Genomic DNA, 18,448 nt, shown 5'->3' on the forward strand with positions numbered 1-18,448 from the left:
GTATGGGGGTAGCCCGGCAGCTAGTCACTTTTTCTTGCTTCGCCCCTAGCCGGGCGCCAAAAAAAGTAACCAAAAAGAAGGCGACCGCAAAGCCACTGCCTTCCCTTCGGTCAGGTCCCCAAATGTGGCGCGTATCAGTCGGGTGGAAAGACCAACTCGCTGCGCTCAAACATGTCTTCCCACAATTCCCGACTGACACGCGCCACATTTGGCAGCGTCCCAATGCGGACTTCAACTTCAAAAGCCGCGTCAAAATCAACCCCACGCAGTTAAATGGGGTCAGAGTTTTTTTACGACAGTCTCTCGTCGTAAATTACTCTGACCCCATTTAACGGACCACGGAGTACATGCCATCGCATTTGATGGACGCCAGACATACATCACATCAAAAAAGCACTCCCCAAAATGCACAAAGACATGCAAAAGCATGTCTTTGTAGCAGTCGTGATCAACCGCGATCAGTAAGGCACGTAATCCGGCGGCGGCCCATAATTATTTCCTCGTTGCGGCGGATAATAATCAGGCGGCACCGAATACTGCGGAGGCGGCGCATACTGGCGGCGATTATTTGCATAGCCGCCGGACACCGGCACCTGGTTACCCTTGGCGTACATGCATTGGGTATACACATTGTTGTACTGACGCTGCATGCCATAGCTGCTGCGTGCCGCCGAGTCGCCTGCCACTGAACTGCCGCCCAGCAAACCAATGCCGCCGCCAATCGCCGCACCGGCGCCGGCACGGCCGGTTGCTGCGCCGATCAGGGCGCCAGCCGCTGCGCCGATCACGGTGCCTGCTGCTGCCGTGCCTACCGCATTGTCTGCGGCCGCTTGCGGTGCATACGGTCCTACCCTGTCTTGCGCAGCGCGCTGGCAGACCGCTTCATCGTTGCGGAATTGTTCATAGCTCTTGCCGGCACCGGGCAGTGCCATCACGTTCGGGCCGGCCGGTGCGGTTACGCAGCCGGTCAGCAAAACGGCCATCGAGGCCGCGATTACCTTGGTAGTTCCATTTATCATCACACACCGCCTTATCTGGGTTGATCTTCGTCCGGCGCTACCTTCATCCAGCCTTTGGGACAGCGTGGAATCTGCGGATAGTAGCCCGCCGGACTAGGGCAGTAATACGCATAGTTCGGGGTTTTTTCTATATAGATTTGCGGTTCAGGCGCAACATAGACCGGGGGTGGGGCGTAATACACCGGCGGTGCGTAGTACACCGGCGGCGGGCCCCAATATAGCGGTCCGCCTATGGTGACACCGAAGCGTGGGCCGTAAAAGCCGCCATGGCCATAATAACCGTAAGCAAAACTGGCCGAGCTGGTGGCCATCAGGCCCGCCGCAGCAAGTACCAATAGAGCAATTTTTTTCATGACATGTCCTACGCATTTATCAGTTATTTAATAGTAATCCGGTGCGCCGCAATCGCCAAAAGGAGTTACTTCTGGTTGCAAATGTTGGCGTAAAGGTCAATCATTTTAACTCTTTGATACAAACCTGCAGATGCGAGCACATTAATGTACGGAATTGTTGCAGGCGGGCAGTGGAGGGCTGGCGTCACGCGATGGGGCCGTGGCTAAATCCGGAATCGTAGGGTGGGCACCTGTGCCCACGCGGAACGTCGATCTTCTGAGAAGTGAATTCAGCGTGGGCAAAAAAACTTGCCCACCCTACCAAACTGGTTGCCTGCGGCCTACTTTATAATCTGCAGATACGCAGCACGAGCAGAAAACAGAAACAGAAAATCGAGACAGGTGACAGAAATGAAGCAGCCATCAGCAGAACAGCAATCCTCCCTCCAGGGTGTCAAGGTGATCGAACTCGGCACTTTGATTGCCGGGCCATATGCAGCCAGCCTGCTGGGCCAGTTCGGCGCCGAGGTGATCAAGATCGAAGCGCCGGGCGACGGCGATCCGCTGCGCAAATGGCGCAAGCTGCACAACGGTACGTCGCTGTGGTGGTATTCGCAGAGCCGCAACAAGAAATCGGTAACCTTGAACCTGAAATCGGAACAGGGCCAGCAGATCGTGCGCGACCTGGTCAAGGATGCGGATATCGTGATCGAGAATTTTCGTCCCGGTACGCTGGAAGGCTGGGGCCTGGGCTGGGAGGATTTGTCGAAGATCAATCCGAAGCTGATCATGGTGCGGGTGTCCGGCTACGGCCAGGACGGCCCTTACCACGCGCGGCCGGGTTTTGCCGCGATTGCCGAATCGATGGGCGGCTTGCGCAACCTGGCCGGTTATCCAGACCGGCCGCCGGTGCGGGTTGGCGTCAGCATCGGCGATACGCTGGCTTCGCTGTATGGCGTGATTGGCGCACTGCTGGCCATGCATCATCTGCACGCGAATGGCGGTAAAGGGCAATTCATCGATATCGCTTTGTATGAAGCAGTATTCGGTGTGATGGAAAGCCTGATTCCGGAATATGCCGAGTTCGGTTTCGTGCGCGAGCGTACCGGCGCCAGTTTTCCCGGCATCTCGCCCTCGAGCACGTATCCATGCCTGAGCGATGCGCGCGGCGAGCACTATGTCATCATCGCCGGCAACGGCGACAGCATCTTCAAACGCCTGATGCATGCCATCGGCCGCAGCGACCTGGCAGAAGATCCGCGCCTGGCGCGCAACGACGGCCGGGCGCAGCATAACGATATGCTCGATGCAGCAATTACCGAATGGACCTCGCAACACGATCTGGAACATGTGTTGCAAGTGCTGGAACAGGCTGAAGTACCGAGCAGCAAAGTCTATACGGCAGCCGATATTCACCAGGATCCGCATTTCCGCGCACGCGACATGATCCAGCAGCATGTCCTGCCGGACGGTCAGCCGATAGACTTGCCGGGTATCGTGCCCAAGCTTTCTGCTACCCCGGGCCAGACCAACTGGGTAGGGCCGGAGCTGGGGCAGCATACGGCAGAGGTGCTGGCAGCCATCGGCAGAAGCGCGGAGCAAATCGCGGAGTTGCGGCAGCAGGGAGTGATCTGAATCTAATGCTGCGTGATGCGCATTGCGCCTGCACTATCAGGCGGGGATATGAATAATCACCTTTAAGCCATGAGGCGCGCTGCTGCGGGCATGCTGCAGTTCGATCCTGCCATGCAGCCTTGCCACGATCGACTTGACGATCGACAGCCCGAGGCCGGAGCCATCCTGGTCGCTGCCCAGCACGCGATAAAACGGATCGAATACCCGCTCACGTTCCGCTTCCTGGATACCGGGCCCGCTATCTTCCACCTCGATAGTCACCTGGCCAGGCTGCGCGTGCATACGCACCTCCACGTTGCCGCCCGCCGGCGTATAGCGGATTGCATTGTCGATCAGGTTGCGTATTAAAGCGACGATGTCGACTTCCTGCGCCGCCAGCGTAACTTCGGCATCCGCCTCAGTATCGGCTTCAACTCCGATATCGATCTGGTTGGCGTGCGCCAGCGGCAAGCTATCCTCAACCACGCGTCGCAGCACAGCGTGCAAGGACACCTGGGTGACCTGGCTAGCCTGCGGGATGCCAGTATTTTGCGAGCGCGCCAGCGTCAATAATTGTTCCAGCAGCGCTTTGCTGCGATTCAAACCTTGCCGCAATGGCAGCAGGCGCGCTTTCGAGGCCGGCGAAAGATCGGTTGCAGCGAGATTTTCCGCTTGCAGCGAAAGAGCTGTCAGCGGTGAGCGCAACTCATGCGCGGCATCGGCAAGAAAGCGCCGCTGCGCATCCATGTTGTCGGCAACCCGGCGCAGCAAGCGGTTGATCGAGCCGATCAAGGGCCGGATTTCATCGGCCACATGCTGCTCGTCGAGTGGCCGCATGTCCTGGTCGTCGCGCCGGTCGACTTCTTGCGACAGCTTTGCAATCGGCCGCAGCATGCCGCGCACCATGATGCTGACCAATGCTATCAATATCGGGATCAGCACCATGAACGGCATTACCGTCCGCAAGCCGCTGTCGCGGGCGATTTCATCGCGCACTTCAGTCTGCTGGCCCACCGCCAGCCGCTGGCCGGATACGGTCGACTGGACAAACAGGCGCCACGGCACATGATTGACATTGACTGTTTGCATGCCGTCGTGCAGATCGTCCGGCAGGTGCAGGGAGCCATCATCGTCCCTGGCGTTCCGTGCCGGCGCCAGGATCTGGACGATGACTTTCGATTCGTCGTCCTTCATTTTTCCTGTTGCGCGATGATCCGGTGTGGCCGGCGGCAAGTCGCGGCTAAGCACCAGCGCCGCAACCTGGCGCAACTGATCGTCTTGCAGATCGTTGGCTTCATGAAAAGCCGAAAAAAAAGAGTACACACCCGCCGGAACCGCCATCGCGAGAATGACCATAGACAGCCATAGCGATAGCCGAAATTGCAATGAACGGCTTAATCTTGTTTTGAAACCATCCATCCCAACCCCCTGACATTCTTGATCGCCGCCGCACCCAGTTTTTTACGTATCGAATGAATCAGGAATTCCACCGCATTGCTCTCGACTTCTTCGTTCCAGCCGTAGATGCGGTCTTCCAGTTCCTGGCGTGACAGGATTGCTCCCGGTCTTAACAGCAGCGCATGGAGCAAGGAAAATTCACGGGCCGACAAGCGGGTTGCGACGCCATCTATCGTTACCTCGCGGGTGCTGGGATCGAGGGCAAGCGCGCCGTTACTCATGACCGGATTGGCGTTGCCGGCTTTGCGCCGCACCACGGCACGCATGCGCGCCAGCAATTCGCCCATCTCAAACGGCTTGATCAGGTAATCGTCTGCGCCCAGGTCGAGGCCGCCGATACGGTCTTCGACCGCATCCCGCGCCGTTACGATCAGCACCGGCAAGCTGTTGCCTTGCTGCCGTAGCTGGCGCAGCACGGCGAATCCGTCCTGATGCGGCAAGCCCAGATCAAGCAACATGACGTCGTAGCTCTCGCTAGCCGCAGCACTCAAGGCTGTGGTGCCGTCGTGAACCCAGTCGACGGCATGGCTGGCGTCGCGCAACGCCATCTGGACTGCGTCGCCGATCATGCGATCGTCTTCCACCAGCAATACCCTCATTTCCCGCTCCCGTTCATGCGTCAACATTGCGCCGACATGCTTCAAACCGCTTCTTCGGCTGATTCTACCGTGCAACCGGCTTATTTCAACATCCAGCCACGACGGATCAACGGTGCAAACAAACGGCCATGGATGAAGGAAACACATTTAAACAGCGGTTCGATAAACCACTTTGCGCAACCAAAGCACAGTCCTGCGCTAACCGCCGCAACCATTGCCGCGCCAACCATGTCGAGTGGAAAATGGACGCCCAGGTAAATCCGCGCCCATGCCATCGGCAAGCCGAGCAAACTCAAGATCACGCCAGTCTTGCGCAGTTGCGGGTGCAGCAGAAAGCTGAAAGCTACCGACCATTGCAATGTCAGGTGATCGCTGGGAAACGACGAGTCGGGAGAGTGAGCAAGAAAATTGGTGCCAAGGCCGATCATGAACGGGCGAGGATGTTGCCACAGCACACCAAGCAACATGCTGATCGACAAACCGACGACGCCGCAAACGACGGCTTCCAGCATCAGCTTACGGGTTTGTTCGCCGCCGCGGAACCAGCCTAGCAGCAGGCCGGCCGGGATCAGGAAAATCAGCCATTCCGCGAATAGCATGGCGCTATTCAGTAACAATGGGGATGGCTGCGCGCCGGCGTTAATCAGCAGAAATAGCGATTGATTCAGTTCTTCCATGGTGCCCTTTGACAATATCTTGCTATGAAAAAAGCCCCTAGATCGGGGCTGGTAGCTTTTGACTATTACGGAACAGGATAGTTGCTAAAACTTAGCTGTTACTGAGGTAGCGGAATAGTGCTGAAGGGCAGGTAGCGACTGGCATTGATACATTGTGACAATCCGCAGCGGCCGTCCAGCAAGGCGACATGAAATAAAAAAAGCCGGCGCTGACGAAAGTCATGCCGGCTTTGCCTGGTGCCTGGATTCAAAAAAATCCATCAGCAGGTGATTAACGCGTAAATTGACGGATCAGAACTTGGTGAGCATGCCTACTGCAAATTCAGTCTGGTTCTTGAAGCCATGGGCTGAAGCCACGCGATAGCCGTCAGTGAGTTTCATATAGTCGGCTGCCACATACATCTCTGTGCGCTTGGATAAATGATAGCGGGTCGAGCCGTAGATAGTGGATTTCTTGCCGCTTCCTGTGGCGGTCGAGCCGCTGGCGTCGTTGTAGGCATTCAAGGTGCCGGTGCCGGCCGCATTGTAAGCAGCGTTGTCGGCTTTCATTACTTGATAACCGAGCTCATAGTCGAACGAACCTTGCGGCGTGAACTTGGCCGATACGGTATACGCATTGTCCTTACGCTTGCCGAGCGCACCTTGCTCTGCCGTGTAATGGAAGTAACCGGCGTTCAAACGTACCAGATCGAAAATGTAGCTGCCGCCCAGCGAGTACGACTTGTGCTTTTCAAGACTGCTGTCGATGCCGTTACCAACATCGGCCTGATTGATAAAGCCGGAAACCAGGAAGTTGGAGCCGTTGTAGCCGATTGCTGCAGATTTTGTGGTGTTGTGGGCAAATTGACCAGCGACATTGCCAAACTGATAACCAAGACCGGCCACGACGCCGTTACTGAATACTTTCTTCCAGGTTACGCCATTGTCGTAACGTGTGCCGGTGGCGCTGCCCGAGTAGAAAATCAGTTGCTTGAAGTTGTTGTTGTTGGTGTAGCCGCCTTCTTCCAGGCCAAGCTTGGAGCCGTATGCGTCGCCGTAGATCTGGGAGAAATCGCGTGCCAGAGTATTTTGGCGGCCCAGAACGACCTGACCGAAAGTGTCGTCTTGCAAACCGACCCAGGCGTCGCGGTTGAACAATACGCCGGGTGTATCCATTTCACCGGTGCCGACTACGAATTCAGCTTCCAGTTTGAAAATTGCCTTGAGTCCGCCGCCGAGGTCTTCTTTACCACGGAAACCGATCCGATTGCCGCTGAACCAGGCGACCGGGATGCCGGTCAGGCGATCCCCAGCCTTGTCCGCATGATTGACAGTGCTGATGGTGGCGTCGATCAGGCCATATATGGTGACGTTGGATTGTGCGGATGCTGTATTGATACAACCGATCGTCCCCAGAACTGCTAGCGCTAGTAGCGACTTTTTCATTTTGTCTCCAGATATTTATTAGTTGAATTGCTGATCGTGCGGATCAGTAGGCAAACTATAAAATTGGCTAGCTTACTAATTGCTTTCAAGGAGTGAAATGCCTGTCCCTGCTCTGTGGGTTTTGCGCCACAACGTTGAAAATTAATTCTTGCTTCTGAAAGCCAAGCGTAGTTTTTCAAAAAAATATTATTTTTTTTGCACTGGAAGCGGTCACTCTGTCTCACCTGTGTCACCTGTCCCGCTTGTTTCGCCGTTTTTCTTCGGTAAAGCCGGAAAACTGACCGTAACGATCAATCCCTTGCCGGTAGCCGGACACGACAAAACAATCTCAGCCTGACTCGCCAGGGCAATCTCGCGCACAATCGCCAGGCCCAGGCCGGAACCATCCGAGCGGTCCTGGTGCAGGCGATAGAAACGATCGAATACATGCTCCCGTTCGGCCACGGGAATGCCGGGGCCGTTATCTTCAACGCACAGCCTGGTGACGGTTTCGTCGCCCGTTACGGTAATGGTCACGATGCCGCCGGCAGGCGTGTAGCGAAGCGCGTTGTCGACCAGGTTGGCGACCAGTTCCTCCAGCATCGATGGCGTGGCATGGACCATCACCGGGGCGCCGTGAAACTCGAAGCCGAGATCAATACTCTTGGTCTGCGCCAGCGTTGCCAGTTCTTCCAAGACTGTCTGTACTATCTCGATCAGATTGACATCGGTTTGGCGCAGAGGGTGGCCAATACCCGTTTCGGCGTTGGACAGCGTCAGCAACTGGTTGACCAGCCGGATGCCGTGCTGCACGCCTTTGTTGATCGCACGCAGCGCAGCATCCTTGGTTTGCGCGTCGTCGCTGCGCAGGCCGTAATTGACCTGTGTGTTGAGCACCGTCAGCGGCGTACGCAGCTGATGCGAAGCATTGGCGATGAAACGCCCATGCGCCGACATATGATCGTCCAGCCGTTGCACATAGTCGTTGATGGCATGCACCAGCGGCGCCAGTTCGGTCGGCACAGGAGCGGTATCCAACGGGTCCAGGGCGCCAGGTTTGCGGCGTTGCACGCGATCTCGCAAGCGCATCATCGGCGCCAGGCCGTGCCGCAGTCCGAGCAGCAGCAAAAAAACGACCAATACCAGGATAGCCAGCTGTTGCAGCACGGTGTGGCCCCACATGCGGTCAGACAGCGCTTTGTAGGAATGCAGGGTTTGCGCCACTTCGATCAGGACCGCTCCCTGTGCCGGAATGCCGAACACCGGTTGCGAAAAGGCGACAATGCGCACCGGGTCATCGCGAAAGCTGGCGTTGAAATAGACCGCCTCTTCGCTGCGCGGTTTGTGCGGCGGATCGGGTAAGTCGAGCTGTCCGGCCAGCAGCGTGCCGTTGGCCGCCACCACGCGGTAGTACACGCGGTCATGCGAATCCGATTGAAACAGCTCGAGCGCGGCGGGGGGAATCATCACCTGAAACACGTCGTCTTCATAGTGTATCTGTTCAGCGATGATGCGCGCCGACCCGAGCAGCATCCGGTCGTGCACCACGGTGGCCATCTGGATGGCGTTAGTGTAGGTAACCCAGATGTTGAAGCCGACGAACAGTATCAGCGGCACCAGCAGCCACAGCAGCAGCTGCGTGCGCAGGCTGCGCAGCGGCCGGGTGTTAGGTTTCATTGTGCTGCTTGAGCAGATAGCCGAGTCCGCGCAAAGTGATGATGGCGGCGTCGCCATGTTCAAGTTTCTTGCGGATCCGATGGATATAGACTTCGATGGCGTCCTGCGATACGTCTTCGGCCATCGCGTACAGGCTCTCCGCCAGTGCTTGCTTGCTGACGGTCTTCCCCATTTTCATGATCAGCGTTTCCAGCACCGCATGCTCGCGGCGGGTCAGGGTGAGCGCAATGCCGTTTATCGAAAAAATCAGGCTGTTGCTGTCGTAACTCAGCGAGCCGCACTGCAGGATCGGGTTGCGCTGCTGGTTGGAGCGGCGCAGCAAGGCGCGGATACGGGCTTCCAGTTCGTTGACGTCGAACGGCTTTGCCATGTAATCGTCGGCGCCGGCATTGAGGCCGACGATGCGGCCCTCGACCGAGTTGTTGGCCGTCAGGATCAGCACCGGCACGTTGTCGTGGCGGGCGCGCAAGCGCCTGAGCACTTCGCTGCCATCCAGTTTTGGCAGGGACATGTCAAGGATCACCAACTCGTATTGTTGGGTTAGCAATAAATGGTCGGCGTCGGCGCCGGTATAGACGCAGTCGACCGTGTATTTATTGCGATGTAAGGTAAGTGCCAGCCATTCGGATAGTGGCCTGTTGTCTTCTACCAGCAAAATTCGCATATTTGTTTCCGTCTCGGGGATCTCGCCATGACAGCTCTTGGCGCTGAAGCGGATTATGAAAGGCGAGTCGAAACTTGGCTACCAATAAATCGAGACATCTGCAAATCTTCAATTGCCTGGCCAAAATCTCGCATGCTAGTATTGGTCCATCCAATGGACCTTTGGTGTGGGCAAGACGGTTCATTCGCACTGCATAGGACACTAATCTGAAATGGATAATACGCTCGCCGATACGGCGCTTTCTCCCTTGCGCATCGATGCCCACCAGCATTTCTGGCTGCTGGCGAACCGCGCCGGACAATGGCCGCCGCCGGAGCTGGCGGAAATTCACCGTGATTTCCTGCCCGAACAACTTACGCCGTTGCTGCAGCAATATGGCATCAGCGGCAGCGTACTGGTGCAATCCTTGCCGAGCATGAGCGATACCCTGTTCTTGCTCAGCCTGGCGGAGCGCAATGCGTTTGTCCGGGCGGTGGTCGGCTGGGCCGATTTGAAGTCTGTCAATGCTGAACAGCAGATACATCTGTTGGCCAGCCATCCGAAAATGCGCGGCTTGCGGCCGATGCTGCAGGATCTGGCCGATGACTGGATTGACGATCCGCGGCTGGCGCCGGCGATCGCCGCGATGCAACGCCATCGGCTGAGCATGGATGCGCTGGTGCTGCCGCGCCACTTGCCGGCTTTGCTAAGGTTCGCTGAACGCTATCCGGATTTACCGATTGTCATCGATCATGCGGCCAAACCGCAGATTGCCAGCGCCACGCTGGAACCTTGGCGGGCGTCGATTACCCGCCTGGCGGCATTACCGCAGGTGTATTGCAAGTTATCCGGACTGGTGACCGAGGCTGCGGCCGACTGGCAGGTTGCGCAATTGCAGCCGTATGTTGCCCATGTGCTGGAGGTGTTCGGTGCGCAGCGGGTGATTTGGGGCAGCGACTGGCCGGTAGTCAGGCTGGCGGGCGATTATGGACGCTGGCTGGCGGCTACCGACACCTTGCTGCGCGATCTCGACCCGGTCCAACGGCAACAAATCATGGGTCTGAATGCGCAGCGCTTCTATCGCCTGTAGCGGCAAGGAAGGGTGCCATACGCAAAAGCACATGGACCCGATTAACGCAGGAACACCTTGTTCATGATTTGCGTAACCGGATAAGCCACCAGCGATTGCACAGCATGCGGCAGATCCAGTGGCCGCATGATCATCTTGATGGTCATGTCGGGCGACAGATGGCTGCGTATGGTGGTGTTCATCTTGCTGTGGATCCGTTGCAGCATGGCCTGGTCGCCGGCGTGCTGCGGCGCTCTGGCGCTGAGCACGTGGCGCAGGGAGCAGGCGGCATCTTCATTTTTCATTTCCAGGGTACGACGGCGCAAGGCGCCGAAGATGCGGTGCCGGCGTAATCCCTCATGCTGCCGGAAACGGCGGAAATAACGGAAGAAGTGCTTGTAGTGATTCACTTCATCCTTGGCGATGCGCGATGCCAGGTCCTTTAGTACCGGTTCATCCGTACTGCGCGACAAGGCGCTGTAGAAAGTGGCGGTGCCGGCTTCCACCACGCAGCGGGCAACCATTTCCAAACCTTTGCTGGGCTCCAGCAGCTCGACCTTGCAATAGGACGAATATTCATCGAGGAAATTGCTATAGGCGGTTTGCCAGTCGAATTCCGGCCATATGTGCTCGACATAAGCGCGCAGCGCCTGGCCATGCTGCAATTCTTCAACCTCCCATTGCTCACGCAGCCAGTTGGAAATTTCCGGCTCGTCGCCGTAATAATCCACCAGATTTTGCGTATAGAGATGGGAGCCGCTTTCGACAAACGAAGCGCATGCGACCAGATAGAAAAGGTTTTCGTCAGGCCGGACCTGTGCGGTATTAATTTTTGAAAAATCCAGGTCGGAGATTTTCCAGTGCGTATTCTCTTCACTACCTTTGTGCATAATCAATCTCTCCATGTGGTTGTGACTGATATGGGACTCGCTTTCAGGTAAGACGCTTGCTGCTGCAATAGGTTCAAGGTACACGATTTTGCCGAAATGTGCGGATGCCGGGCTCATGCTACGATTAAGGCTTATTTTGCAGCGAGGCCAATATGAGCGATCAAACCAAACAAAACGTCGAATATCGCGGTTACGTCATCGTGCCGAAGCCAGTGCAGGGGCACGACGATTTGTGGCATGACGGGTATCAGATATTGAAAGCCGGGGCCAGCGTCTCCTGCCGCACCAATACGGAAAGTGCGCACAACAGCGTGGATACGGCCTACGACAGCAGCGTGGAGTTTGCCAAAATCGAGGTGGATAATCTGGTTGCGCTGACTGAGTAAGGTCAGTTTAGATGGTAGGTCAGAGCATAGCCTTAACTACCTGCCATCTGGCGCGCACGGTACTTGCGCTGTAGCCTAACCGCATTTTCAGTAGCCATTTCTTGGGCAATAAGATCTCGGTCAGAGTAGGTTTGGAATGAAGTTTTTCGAGAATTAAATCCTTCACATTTTCCTCTGACCACCCTTCATGTTCAGGTAGTGCCAGCAGTCCAAGATTGAAATGAAAAACCGGTGTGATCTCCTCGTTCAGGATCTGTTCAAGTTGTTGTGTGGCATAACCGGAGTTTCGCAGCGTCTCTGCAATGTGCCTATATGCATAGTCTTGTAATTCTTTCCCCTCAAATAGTTCTGAAAGCGCTACCCAAACCGGAGTACGTCGCTTTATTTCAGTCTCATCAAGTGAGGTCATATGTCAGGACTTACCTGGTCGTGGATAGAGCGTGCCAAAGGTAAAATCTGCTCCTGCAGAAAATAAAATGGCGCCAATGAGAGCCGCAACACTCACACAGACAGGCGCAGTTGCGGCACATGCTCCAGCCGCAATTGCGCCAGCACCGACGGCACTTCCGCCAACAATCCCTGCAGTAGCTAACGTGCCTTGACGCGTTGTTTCGCGTACTTTGTCTTTGATTAAATTGCAATCAATCTTACATCGAAAATTATTAAAAATTCAATTTTAAATTTTTTCGATAAATGGTGCAGCAGGTAGTAATACCGTTCAGTTAAGCCCGGAACGGCATTCGTAGGGTGGGCACGCCTTTGTGCCCACCCTACATGTCCGCTCAATCAGCGCCCTTGTTTCATGCAAACTCGATACGTTGCGTGGTCTCCGAATTAAACCAGTGCAAAGCCGCCGGGTCAAAACCGGCAGTGAATTGCTGTCCAGTCTCGACTGCGGTCGCAGCTGGTACCCGCATCACCAACAGCTGATCGCCGATCGATGCATGCACCAGCAGATCGGCGCCTAACGCTTCCACCAGTTCCGCGCGCATCGTCAAGCCGGGCTGGCCGAAGATCAACTGTTCCGGACGCAGGCCCATGATGCAATCATGGCCGGCGATGGCGTTGTGGATGAACGGCAGCTTGATGGCGTCGGCGTTGGCTAGCGTGAAGCTGCCGCCGTCTTCCGCCAGGCGCCCCTGCAACAGATTCATCGGCGGCGAGCCGATAAAGCTGGCGACAAAGGTGGTGGCCGGTTTGGCATAGACCTCGGCCGGCGTGCCGATCTGTTCGGCACGGCCGCCATTCATGACGATCATGCGCTGGCCCAAGGTCATGGCTTCAACCTGGTCATGCGTGACGTACAAACTGGTAGTGCCCAGCGCACGATGCAGTTTCTGGATTTCCAGGCGCATTTGCACGCGCAGCTTGGCGTCCAGGTTGGACAGCGGCTCATCGAACAGGAACACTGCCGGCTCGCGCACGATCGCGCGGCCCATCGCCACCCGCTGGCGCTGGCCGCCCGAGAGCTGGCGCGGCGTGCGTTGCAGCAGGGCGCCGAGCTCCAGGATCTTGGCCGCCTTTTGCACGCGCGTCTCGATGTCGTCCTTGCTAAGGCCGCGTATCTTCAAGCCGTAAGCCATGTTCTCGTACACGCTCATGTGCGGGTACAGCGCATAGTTCTGGAACACCATGGCGATGTCGCGGTCTTTCGGTTCCAGCTTGTTGACCACGCGGTCGCCGATGACGATGTCGCCGGAAGTGATTTCTTCCAGTCCTGCCACCATGCGCAGCAAGGTCGATTTACCGCAACCGGAAGGGCCCACCATGACAATGAATTCGCCATCGGCGATATCGATCGAAATGCCGTGGATGACATCGACCGCCTTAGGCGCCTTGCCGTAGGTTTTCTTGACGTTCTCTAGGTGTACTTTTGCCATATCACTTCTCGGAGTCAACCAATCCTTTCACAAACCACTTTTGCATCACCACCACTACCAGGCCGGGCGGCAACATCGCCAGCACTAAAGTGGCCATCACCATGTTCCATTCCACCGCCGAATCGCCGCCGACAATCAAGGTCTTGATGCCGATACCGATCGGATACATGTCCTGGTTGGTGGCGATCATCAGCGGCCACAGATACTGGTTCCAGCCATAGATGAACATGATCACGAACAGCGCGATGATATTGGTGCGCGACAGCGGCCAGATTACATCCTTGAAAAAGCGCAACGGCCCGGCGCCGTCGATGCGCGCCGCCTCCGCCAGTTCATCCGGAATGGTCAGGAAGAATTGGCGGAACAGGAAAGTGGCGGTGGCCGAAGCGATCAGCGGTATGGTCAGGCCGGCGTAGGTATTGAGCATGTGGAAATCGGATACCACCTGATAGGTCGGCGTGATGCGTACTTCCACCGGCAGCATCAAGGTCATGAAAATCATCCAGAAGAAGAATCCGCGACCGGGAAAGCGAAAGTAGACCATGGCAAATGCCGACAGCATGGAGATCGAAATCTTGCCGATAGCGATCGCTAGCGCCGAGATCAGGCTCACCATCAGCATGCGCGCCACCGGCGGCGCCGAGACGTTGCCGGATGCGCCCTTGGTCAACAGCGCGCTGTAGTTCTCGATAAAGTGCGTGCCGGGCAGCAGGGACAACGGCGCGGCTGCTGCCTGCCCGGCAGTTTGCGTGCTGGCGACGAAAGCTACGTAAAGCGGAAAGGCGATGATGATGACGCCCAGCAGCAGCACCAGGTGGCCGATCATGTCGAGGATGGGGCGGCGCTCAATCATGGGCGTCTTTCAAGGCATTTTCAGTGAGGATCTTCATGCGTACTGGACTTTCTTTTCGACATACTTGAATTGCAGCACGGTGAGCACGATGACGATGGTCATCAGGATCACCGACTGCGCCGCGGCGCCACCCAGGTCGCCGCCTTTGAAGCCGTCGATGAATACCTTGTAGACCAGTATCTCGGTATCCTTGCCGGGGCCGCCCTGGGTGGTGGCTTCGATAATCGCGAAGGTGTCGAAAAAGGCGTAGACGATATTCACCACCAGCAGGAAGAAGGTGGTGGGCGATAGCAACGGAAAAACGATGGTCGCAAAACGTTTTACCGGTCCTGCGCCGTCAATGGCAGCGGCTTCGATCAACGACTTCGGTATCGATTGCAGCCCGGCCAGGAAGAACAGGAAGTTGTAGCTGACTTGTTTCCAGACGGCGGCGATCACGATCAGGATCATGGCATGGCGGCCGTTCAAGACGTGATTCCAGTCGATGCCGACGTAATGCAGCCAGTGGGAGACAATCCCCAGCGTCGGGCTGAGCATGAACATCCACAGCACGCCGACTACCACCGGCGAAACCGCATAAGGCCAGATCAGGAAGGTTTTATAGATTCCCGCGCCTTTGATCACCCGATCGGCGAAGGCGGCCAGGATCAGCGATATCGACAGGCCGAGTACGGCCACCAGCACCGAGAAAACGGCAGTGGTCTTGAAGGAACCGAGGTAATTGCTGTCGGCGAACAGCGTGCGGAAATTATCGAACCAGACGAATTCCGAATAGCCGCCGAAGGCATCTTGCAGCAGCATCGACTGGTACAGGGCTTGCACCGCCGGCCAGACGAAAAACAACAGGGTGACAATGATCTGCGGCGCCACCAGGGCATAGGGCAGCCAGGCAGATTTGAAGCGAGCGCGTTTTTCCACGATGGGACTTTCTATCGTCCGCGGCGATGCGGGATTTCAAGGCAAGGCTAAGTTGTGATTTGGTAGGGTGGGCAAGCCTTTTTTGCCCACGCGGGAAGCGGAACGTGGACGTATATTTCGCTTGGCTAACGCGTGGGCAAAAAAACTTGCCTACCCTACCTGACTGCTTGATTATCTGGCGGTTACTTGTTTGTTTTCTCGAAGCGTTCCAGTAGCAGATTACCGCGTTCCACGGCCGTATCCAAAGCCTGCTTGACCGTAATCTTGCCGGTCCAGACGTTTTCCAACTCTTCGTCGATGATGGTACGGATCTGCGGCATGTTGCCAAGACGGATGCCGCGCGACTTGTCGGTGGTCTTGGTGATCATCTGCTTGACCGGAACGTCGGTGCCGGGATTGCGATCATAGTAGCCGGATTTGCGGGTGATCTCGTAAGCGGCCAGCGTAGTCGGCAGGTAGCCGGTTTCCTGATGCCACTTGGCCTGCACTTCCGGCTGCGACAAGAACTTGAAGAATTTGGCCACGCCTTTGTAGTCCTCGGTTTTCTTGCCGCCCATGACCCACAGCGAAGCGCCGCCGATTATGGTGTTTTGCGGCGCGCCGGGGACGTCGTTGTAATAGGGCAGGGTAGCGATACCAAACTTGAATTTGGAATTTTTCGAGATGTCCGCGTAGCTGGAAGATGAGCCGGTCAGCATGCCGCATTCGCCGGAATAAAATTTCGAGGTTGCCTCATCCTTGCGGCCGGCATAAGTGAACAAACCTTGCTTGGCCCAGTTGGCCAGGTTCTGGATATGCCTGACGTGCAGCGGGCTGTTGAACTTGAGGCGGGTATCGAGGCCGTCGAAGCCATTGTTCCTGGAGGCGAATTCAACGTTATGCCAGGTCGAGAACGATTCCAGTTCGACCCATGACTGCCAGGTCGTGGTGTAGCCGCACTTGGCGCCGCTGGCTTTCACTTTGGCAGCATCGGCCGCGAGCTCGGTCCAGGTGACTGGCGGCTTGTTCGGATCGAGGCCGGCCTTGGCAAACATGTCCTTGTTATAGAACATGACGGTGGTCGAGCTGTTGAATGGCAGAGACAACAGGCCGGCGCCCTTAGGCGCCGCGTAGTAGCCGCCGATAGCCGGCACGTAAGCCGCCGGATCGAATGGTTCGCCGGCCAGCTTCATGACTTCCGACACCGGCTTGATGGCGCCCTTGGAATACATCATGGTGGCGGTGCCGACTTCGAATACCTGCAATATATCGGGGGCGTTGCCGGCGCGGTACGCAGCGGTCGCCGCCGCCATGGCTTCGTCGTAGGCGCCCTTGTATACCGGGACTACCTTGTATTCGGTCTGACTCTTGTTGAATTCATCGGCCAGGCCATTGACGCGGTCGCCGAGAGCGCCGGCCATGGAATGCCACCAGGATATCTCTGTGGTGGCATGGGCTGAAATACTCATGGTCGCCAGTGTGCAGGCGATGGCAAGTGCTTTGAATTTCAATTTCATCAGGGCCCCCGTAAAATTTTTCATGGTAGCGAATCGATGTGACGGCCGCGTGACAGCCGCCGTCTCGCTATACAGCCGGATTCTATAGGTGACCTTGCGAGCGGCGCAATGTTTGTTTTCTATTGCACAATCAGCCTGGCCGAGCGGATGTCACTTGTGGTCTGGCATGGCTGGATGTACTTGGATTCAACTATGCACATTGGTGTAATAAAAATTACCTTTAGTTCGAGACAGGTCTCTAGCTTTCATATTGAAAATCGGTGTATTCTCAAACACCATGATTTCAGCTTGTTTTTGAGTTGGAATCGATGAAAGTGTAAATTAAATTACACAATAAAAATATCAGGAGACACGATGATCCCACGCCAGTTATTCAACTCAGACCACGAAGAATTCCGCCAAAGCCTGCGTCGCTTTCTGCAGGCCGAAGTGTTGCCACGCCACGCTGCCTGGGAAGAGCAAGGTTTTGTCGATCGCGATATCTGGCGGCGCGCCGGCGAGCTTGGCTTCCTGTGCACCAATATGCCGGAAAACTATGGCGGCTCCGGTGTCGACCGCAAGTTCAGCAGCATCGTGCTGGAAGAGCTGGCAAGCAGCAACGCCTCAGGCATTGGCTGGCCACTGCACTCCGACATCGTGGCGCCTTACCTGCTGCGCTACGGCAGCGAAGAGTTGAAGCAAGCCTGGCTGCCGAAGATGGCCGCCGGCACGGTGATCACGGCGATCGCGATGACGGAACCCGGCACCGGATCGGATTTGCAGGCGATACAAACCACGGCGCTCGAAGATGGCGACGACTACATCGTCAGCGGTTCCAAGATATTCATTACCAACGGCTATAACAGCGACATGGTGGTGGTGGCGGTCAAGGTCGGCGACAAGGCCCGCGGCGCCAAGAACGTGTCGTTGCTGGTGATCGAAGCCGACCGGCCCGGTTTCAGCAAGGGCAAGCCCTTGAAGAAGATCGGCATGAAAGCCCAGGATACCTGTGAGCTGTTCTTTGAGAATGTACGGGTCCCGAAGAGTAATATCATTGGCCAGGTCGGCGCCGGTTTCACCATGCTGATGCAGGAGCTGGCCTGGGAGCGGTTGCTGATTGCGATCACTTCGGTGGCAAATGCCGAAGCGATGCTCACTGCAACTATCGAGTACACGCGCGACAGGCAAGCCTTCGGCCGTACGGTGTCGTCGTTTCAGAACACGCGCTTCAAGCTGGCCGAGATGAAAACCGAATTGCAGATCGCCCGTGTGTTTGTCGATCGTTGCATCGAACTGGAAGTCGAGGGTGAGTTGCGGGTCGATGCCGCCGCTGCCGCCAAATACTGGTGCTCCGATTTGCAAGGGAAAGTATTGGACCAGTGCCTGCAGTTGCATGGCGGTTACGGCTTCATGCAAGAATATCCAATTGCGCGCGCTTATATCGACGCCCGCGCCCAGCGCATTTATGGCGGCACCAATGAAATCATGAAAGAGATTATTTCTCGATCGATATGAGTGCAGGTTCTTTTTATTTTCAATGAATTCAATGAATAA

At 56.4% G+C, this 18,448-nt stretch carries 18 protein-coding genes; 4 read left to right on the forward strand and 14 right to left on the reverse strand.

What is annotated here, in order from left to right:
- Positions 1 to 458: 458 nt before the first annotated feature.
- Positions 459 to 1,019, reverse strand: coding sequence for a glycine zipper family protein (locus tag KHU29_RS15335; RefSeq protein WP_246542100.1), 561 nt, complete (start codon positions 1,017 to 1,019; stop codon positions 459 to 461).
- An 11-nt stretch (positions 1,020 to 1,030) separates the two neighbouring features.
- Positions 1,031 to 1,372 carry a hypothetical protein gene (locus tag KHU29_RS15340; RefSeq protein ID WP_211453642.1) on the reverse strand — a complete coding sequence of 114 codons (342 nt, stop codon included), beginning with the start codon at positions 1,370 to 1,372 and terminating at the stop codon, positions 1,031 to 1,033.
- Between the two features lie 390 nt (positions 1,373 to 1,762).
- Here KHU29_RS15340 and KHU29_RS15345 point away from each other — a divergent pair, with 390 nt between their 5' ends.
- Positions 1,763 to 2,986 carry a CaiB/BaiF CoA transferase family protein gene (locus KHU29_RS15345; RefSeq protein ID WP_211453643.1) on the forward strand — a complete coding sequence of 408 codons (1,224 nt, stop codon included), beginning with the start codon at positions 1,763 to 1,765 and terminating at the stop codon, positions 2,984 to 2,986.
- A gap of 36 nt (positions 2,987 to 3,022) precedes the next feature.
- On the opposite strand, the gene KHU29_RS15350 is transcribed toward KHU29_RS15345, so the two are convergent.
- The 6 genes from KHU29_RS15350 to KHU29_RS15375 form a co-directional block, all read right to left on the reverse strand.
- On the reverse strand, positions 3,023 to 4,321 hold the full coding sequence (locus KHU29_RS15350; protein WP_246542102.1) for an ATP-binding protein: 1,299 nt from the start codon (positions 4,319 to 4,321) through the stop codon (positions 3,023 to 3,025).
- Between the two features lie 38 nt (positions 4,322 to 4,359).
- Positions 4,360 to 5,022, reverse strand: coding sequence for a response regulator (locus KHU29_RS15355; RefSeq protein WP_211453645.1), 663 nt, complete (start codon positions 5,020 to 5,022; stop codon positions 4,360 to 4,362).
- Between the two features lie 80 nt (positions 5,023 to 5,102).
- Positions 5,103 to 5,699 (reverse strand): undecaprenyl-diphosphatase, encoded by a 597-nt coding sequence (locus KHU29_RS15360; protein ID WP_211453646.1) that lies wholly within the window; start codon positions 5,697 to 5,699, stop codon positions 5,103 to 5,105.
- Between the two features lie 291 nt (positions 5,700 to 5,990).
- Entirely contained in the window at positions 5,991 to 7,124 is a 1,134-nt protein-coding gene (locus KHU29_RS15365; protein WP_211453647.1) for a porin, read from the reverse strand.
- Between the two features lie 210 nt (positions 7,125 to 7,334).
- Positions 7,335 to 8,780, reverse strand: a complete 1,446-nt coding sequence (locus KHU29_RS15370) for a sensor histidine kinase (protein ID WP_246542104.1) — start codon at positions 8,778 to 8,780, stop codon at positions 7,335 to 7,337.
- Positions 8,770 to 9,444 carry a response regulator gene (locus tag KHU29_RS15375; protein WP_211453648.1) on the reverse strand — a complete coding sequence of 225 codons (675 nt, stop codon included), beginning with the start codon at positions 9,442 to 9,444 and terminating at the stop codon, positions 8,770 to 8,772. Before KHU29_RS15375 ends, KHU29_RS15370 begins: the two co-directional genes overlap by 11 nt.
- Positions 9,445 to 9,655: 211 nt before the next feature.
- Here KHU29_RS15375 and KHU29_RS15380 point away from each other — a divergent pair, with 211 nt between their 5' ends.
- The gene (locus KHU29_RS15380) at positions 9,656 to 10,513 is read left to right on the forward strand and encodes an amidohydrolase family protein (protein WP_211453649.1); all 858 of its coding nucleotides are present in this window, start codon (positions 9,656 to 9,658) and stop codon (positions 10,511 to 10,513) included.
- A gap of 41 nt (positions 10,514 to 10,554) precedes the next feature.
- Here the strand turns inward: KHU29_RS15380 and KHU29_RS15385 are convergent, their stop codons facing one another.
- Positions 10,555 to 11,382 carry a ferritin-like domain-containing protein gene (locus tag KHU29_RS15385; RefSeq protein WP_246542106.1) on the reverse strand — a complete coding sequence of 276 codons (828 nt, stop codon included), beginning with the start codon at positions 11,380 to 11,382 and terminating at the stop codon, positions 10,555 to 10,557.
- Between the two features lie 152 nt (positions 11,383 to 11,534).
- Between KHU29_RS15385 and KHU29_RS15390 the strand changes: the two genes are divergently transcribed.
- A complete protein-coding gene (locus KHU29_RS15390; protein WP_211453651.1) occupies positions 11,535 to 11,768 on the forward strand; it encodes a hypothetical protein in 234 nt (77 codons plus the stop codon).
- Positions 11,769 to 11,787: 19 nt separating this feature from the next.
- Here the strand turns inward: KHU29_RS15390 and KHU29_RS15395 are convergent, their stop codons facing one another.
- The 5 genes from KHU29_RS15395 to ugpB form a co-directional block, all read right to left on the reverse strand.
- Positions 11,788 to 12,177 carry a DUF7079 family protein gene (locus KHU29_RS15395; protein ID WP_211453652.1) on the reverse strand — a complete coding sequence of 130 codons (390 nt, stop codon included), beginning with the start codon at positions 12,175 to 12,177 and terminating at the stop codon, positions 11,788 to 11,790.
- A gap of 391 nt (positions 12,178 to 12,568) precedes the next feature.
- Positions 12,569 to 13,648 (reverse strand): sn-glycerol-3-phosphate import ATP-binding protein UgpC, encoded by a 1,080-nt coding sequence (locus KHU29_RS15400; RefSeq protein ID WP_211453653.1) that lies wholly within the window; start codon positions 13,646 to 13,648, stop codon positions 12,569 to 12,571.
- Between the two features lies 1 nt (position 13,649).
- A complete protein-coding gene (gene ugpE / locus KHU29_RS15405) occupies positions 13,650 to 14,501 on the reverse strand; it encodes a sn-glycerol-3-phosphate ABC transporter permease UgpE (protein WP_211453654.1) in 852 nt (283 codons plus the stop codon).
- 33 nt (positions 14,502 to 14,534) lie between these two features.
- Entirely contained in the window at positions 14,535 to 15,419 is an 885-nt protein-coding gene (gene ugpA / locus KHU29_RS15410) for a sn-glycerol-3-phosphate ABC transporter permease UgpA (protein ID WP_211453655.1), read from the reverse strand.
- A gap of 182 nt (positions 15,420 to 15,601) precedes the next feature.
- Entirely contained in the window at positions 15,602 to 16,915 is a 1,314-nt protein-coding gene (ugpB, locus tag KHU29_RS15415; protein WP_211453656.1) for a sn-glycerol-3-phosphate ABC transporter substrate-binding protein UgpB, read from the reverse strand.
- Positions 16,916 to 17,269: 354 nt separating this feature from the next.
- Here ugpB and KHU29_RS15420 point away from each other — a divergent pair, with 354 nt between their 5' ends.
- On the forward strand, positions 17,270 to 18,409 hold the full coding sequence (locus KHU29_RS15420) for an acyl-CoA dehydrogenase family protein (RefSeq protein ID WP_211453657.1): 1,140 nt from the start codon (positions 17,270 to 17,272) through the stop codon (positions 18,407 to 18,409).
- Positions 18,410 to 18,448 lie beyond the last annotated feature (39 nt).

Origin of the sequence: Collimonas antrihumi (assembly GCF_018304965.1) — a bacterium.
Classification (GTDB): Bacteria; Pseudomonadota; Gammaproteobacteria; order Burkholderiales; family Burkholderiaceae_D; genus Collimonas; species Collimonas antrihumi.